This is a genomic window from Kluyvera cryocrescens NBRC 102467, assembly GCF_001571285.1.
GTDB lineage: Bacteria > Pseudomonadota > Gammaproteobacteria > Enterobacterales > Enterobacteriaceae > Kluyvera > Kluyvera cryocrescens.
This window is the reverse complement of record NZ_BCTM01000070.1, coordinates 1-4,023: the sequence shown is the minus strand read 5'-3', so window position 1 is coordinate 4,023 and position 4,023 is coordinate 1. Positions and strand designations below refer to the sequence as shown.

Genomic DNA, 4,023 nt, shown 5'->3' with positions numbered 1-4,023 from the left:
CATCGGCGGTCAGGTTATCTGCCTGGGACCACGGTCCCACCTGCGTCGTCGGTCAGCTTATTTGCCTGGGACCACGGTCCCACCTGCATCGTCAGCACATTATTAGTTAGGGATAACGGTTCAATCAATGCCTGTCACGAACAGGTATTGGCTTGTCGCCAGCAACCCGATGAGCGGAGTAATCACGCAGCAGGGCGGCTATTACAGGCGATGGTGAAAGCTCTATTGGGATCTGAACGAAGCATGTTGAGTGAAATTTGCAAAATTTCGCAGAGTATGCGGCTTAATCTTTAAATTTCCGCCGGCATTTTTAAAGCCAGCTACCGATGCTGCGCGTTGGCCGGCCCTTCGTCCGGCGGGTAACCAGTACCGGCCGATCTTACGACCCTGGATGAACATCATCCCGTCAGCAGCGTCTCCACTGTGATGTCGTTTTTCACACTGTCCGATCACAAAATAGAACGGGGAGGGACAACATATGGTAGGAAAAGCAGTTGCCAGAGACACAATATATTGATTATCCACAGTAACGGGGGATAACCGTGTGGGTAACATATTGAAAGTCCGTCACGTTATCGTATTAATTGACTTTGTATACACCACTGGACCATGAAAAGAATCCGGGGGAATCATCACAGAGCATAAACATACCGTTTTGTTTTTGGGTGACGGCAAGGAGGCCCCTGTTATCCAGTGCGCCGTAAAACCCCGACCTTCAGGGCGGGGATATAATGCGCGGTTTTCCGACTAACTTCGGTTAAAATAGCCTCATGAAACGACTTCAAGCCTTCAAATTCCAGTTAAGACCGAATGGTCAGCAGGAGCGCGATATGCGGCGCTTCGCTGGGGCTTGTCGCTTCGTTTTTAACCGTGCGCTGGCGCTTCAAAACGAAAACCATGAAGCGGGGAACAAATATGTTTCCTACACCAAAATGGCTTCATGGCTCATTGAGTGGAAATCACACCCTGATACCCAGTGGCTAAAAGACACGCCATCACAGCCGTTGCAGCAGTCGCTCAAAGATCTGGAGCGCGGCTACAAGAATTTCTTCCAGAAGCGTGCAGCATTCCCTCGTTTCAAGAAACGCGGCCAAAACGATGCATTCCGCTACCCGCAAGGCGTGAAGCTCGATCAGACCAACAATTGTATAGCGCTTCCTAAGTTGGGCTGGATACGCTATCGCAATAGCCGTGAAGTCATCGGCGAAGTTAAAAACGTCACGGTCATCCAGTCATGCGGCAAATGGTACGTTAGCATCCAGACGGAATACGAAGTGCCTGAACAGGTTCATAAGGCAGCGTCAATGGTCGGTTTGGACGCCGGAGTCACGAAACTTGCCACGCTTTCTGATGGCACCGTATACCAGCCAGTCAATAGCTTTAAAGCAAACCAGCGTAAGCTGGCTATGCTTCAACGGCAGTTAAGCCGCAAAGTTAAATTCAGTGCCAGCTGGCAGAAACAGAAGAAAAAAATCCAGCGTCTGCACTCACACATTGCCAATATCCGGCGCGACTACCTTCACAAAGTCACCAGTGAAATCAGCAAAAACCACGCGATGATCGTCATTGAGGACTTGAAGGTCTGTAACATTTCGAAATCGGCAAAAGGTACGGCAGAGCGGCCCGGACGAAACATCAGAGCCAAATCAGGCTTAAACCGTTCGATACTGGATCAGGGCTGGTACGAAATGCGCAGACAGCTTGAGTATAAGCAGCTCTGGCGTGGTGGTCAGGTACTGGCGATACCTCCGGCATACACAAGCCAGCGTTGTGTCTGTTGTGGTCATACGGCGAAAGAAAACCGTCAAACGCAAAGTAAATTCGTGTGTCAGGTATGCGGCTATACCGAGAACGCCGATATCAACGGAGCACGTAACATTTTAGCGGCAGGACATGCCGTGCTTGCCTGTGGAGGGATGGTACAGTCAGGCCGCCCACTGAAGCAGGAACCCACCGAGGCGAGTCAGGCTCCGGTCTGAACGCTGTAGGAATCCTCGCCCTTCAGGGCGGGGAGGATGTCAACAATTGCACCAGGTCTTTTTCGTCCAGCGCATCGAGCATTTGTTCATACAGAGCCGCGGGCACACAATAAAAAACAGGGCGGTTGCGGTCAATAATCGCGACCGGGTAGCCGCCGCCGGCACTGGCGGTGGCCACCGGATCGTTTTTAAGTTCTCAGACGCTGGCAGTCACATCACACAGAATGATGTTTGTCATGGTTCCCTCCTGAGACAAGTCATCTGTATGATCGGTAAAGTAAGCTCTGGCCGCAAGTCCCGTCTGTCATTTCGACGGTCAGAAACGGGCAACCGGCAGCTCCTTCCAGCAGGTGGTATATGCCGGTGACAGCATCTCCCGTTTCATCTGCCAGTCCGGCGCAATCCCCCGTCCGGCAAACCAGACTTTCCCGAGTCCGGAATGATTAATGCCGTCGAGCACCTTCATCAGCGCATCGCTGTGCGGCCGTGGCTGCACGTCATCGAACAGATTCAGCTGCGCGACGCCGTTCGGACTGAAATCATTGAGCATTATCCCCGCTTTTGCGTAGCGGTGGCCATCGAGCCAGATTCTGTCCAGAGACCTGACCGCTGCCGCGATAATGTCCCGGGTGTCACGGGTAGGGGGGTTCAGTTTTTCCGTGGCCACGTTACCGTAATACGGCTCATTAACCGCAAAAGGGGATGTCTTGATGAAGGTGCTGATATGCCGGCAGTACTGTCGCTCACCGCGCAACTTTTCCGCCGCGCGCTCGGCATACTGGCAGACGGCCTGGCGCATTTCTCCGTAGGTGGTGATCCGCTGCCCGAAGCTGCGACTGCAGACAATCTGCTGTTTCGGCGGCGGCGCCTCCTCCAGCGAAATGCAACTCTCGCCGTTCAGCTCACGTACCGTGCGCTCCAGCACTACGTTGAAGTTTTTCCGGATAAATGTAGGGTTCGTCAGCGACAGCTGCAGGGCAGTGGTGATCCCCATAACGTGCAGCTTTTTCGCTATCCGGTTCCCCACGCCCCAGATTTCTTCCACCGGCTGCAGGCTGAGTAATTTTGCCGTTCTGCGTGGATTTTCGGGCGACAGCGCCAGCACCCCACTGAATTGTGGCCATTCCTTTGACGCCCACTGCGCCGATTTGGCCAGTGTTTTTGTGGCGCCGAAGCCGACACCGATCGTCAGTCCGGTTCCACTGAGAACATGCCCACGCAGCTGCCTGCCAAAATCCTCCAGATCCATACAGTGGCTAATTCCCCGGGCATCCAGGAAACATTCGTCAATTGAGTATTGTTCGACGCGGGGCGACAGCTCTTCCAGCAGGGCGACCACACGGTTACTCAGGCTCGCGTAGAGCTCGTAGTTGCTGGAAAAAACGTACAGTTTTTCAGGAAACTGCGCCTCTTTGAGCTGGAACCAGGGGGTTCCCATCTTTATACCCAGCCGTTTGGCTTCAGCACTCCGGGCAATAACGCAGCCATCGTTGTTACTGAGAACGACGACAGGTTTGCCGCGCAAATCCGGCCTGAAAACCTTCTCGCAACTGGCGTAGAAGGAGTTGACGTCTGCCAGGGCGAACATCAGTCTGCCCTCCGGGTTTTATGAATGAAGGCCGTCACCACGCCGAAAATTTGCAGAGTTTCCGGATCCGGGTACAGGGAAGGGAAGTCCGGGTTCATCGCCTGCAGGGCTGGCCGCGGCGTCAGAAGCAGGCGTTTTACCGTAAATTCACCCTCAATTTCCGCGATAACAATATCCCCGTGCCGCGGCTGTTCTGCTTTATCCACGACCATCAGATCGCCGGAATAGAGGCCAATATCAGTCATTGAGTTGCCAATCGCTCTGACAAAATAGGTGGAGTGGCGCCGGTGAATGCAGTACTCATTCAGATCCAGTTCAGACTCAGTATAGTCTGCTGCCGGTGACGGAAAACCCGCAGGGCATCGCTCTGTGAACAAAGGAATTTTTACTATGCTGGCTTCTGATACTGCAGGAATGAACTTCATCGTTTTTTCCCTCGCTTAAGCTGTATATATA

General features: G+C 53.2%; 4 protein-coding genes and 1 pseudogene. 2 read left to right on the top strand and 3 right to left on the bottom strand.

Annotated features, from left to right (window positions below; translation table 11 throughout):
• Both KCR01S_RS25525 and KCR01S_RS23425 read left to right on the top strand, forming a co-directional pair.
• Window positions 1-294: pseudogene (locus KCR01S_RS25525) on the top strand (hypothetical protein); the annotation flags it as partial.
• A gap of 476 nt (window positions 295-770) precedes the next feature.
• A complete protein-coding gene (locus tag KCR01S_RS23425; RefSeq protein WP_049239040.1) occupies window positions 771-1,979 on the top strand; it encodes an RNA-guided endonuclease InsQ/TnpB family protein in 1,209 nt (402 codons plus the stop codon).
• A gap of 22 nt (window positions 1,980-2,001) precedes the next feature.
• On the opposite strand, the gene KCR01S_RS23420 is transcribed toward KCR01S_RS23425, so the two are convergent.
• The 3 genes from KCR01S_RS23420 to umuD form a co-directional block, all read right to left on the bottom strand.
• Window positions 2,002-2,157 carry a type II toxin-antitoxin system Phd/YefM family antitoxin gene (locus KCR01S_RS23420; protein ID WP_001776126.1) on the bottom strand — a complete coding sequence of 52 codons (156 nt, stop codon included), beginning with the start codon at window positions 2,155-2,157 and terminating at the stop codon, window positions 2,002-2,004.
• Between the two features lie 138 nt (window positions 2,158-2,295).
• Window positions 2,296-3,567, bottom strand: coding sequence for a Y-family DNA polymerase (locus tag KCR01S_RS23415; RefSeq protein WP_001776125.1), 1,272 nt, complete (start codon window positions 3,565-3,567; stop codon window positions 2,296-2,298).
• Window positions 3,567-3,992 carry a translesion error-prone DNA polymerase V autoproteolytic subunit gene (gene umuD, locus KCR01S_RS23410; RefSeq protein WP_001776124.1) on the bottom strand — a complete coding sequence of 142 codons (426 nt, stop codon included), beginning with the start codon at window positions 3,990-3,992 and terminating at the stop codon, window positions 3,567-3,569. The genes KCR01S_RS23415 and umuD overlap by 1 nt, the downstream gene beginning before the upstream one ends.
• Between the last annotated feature and the right edge of the window lie 31 nt (window positions 3,993-4,023).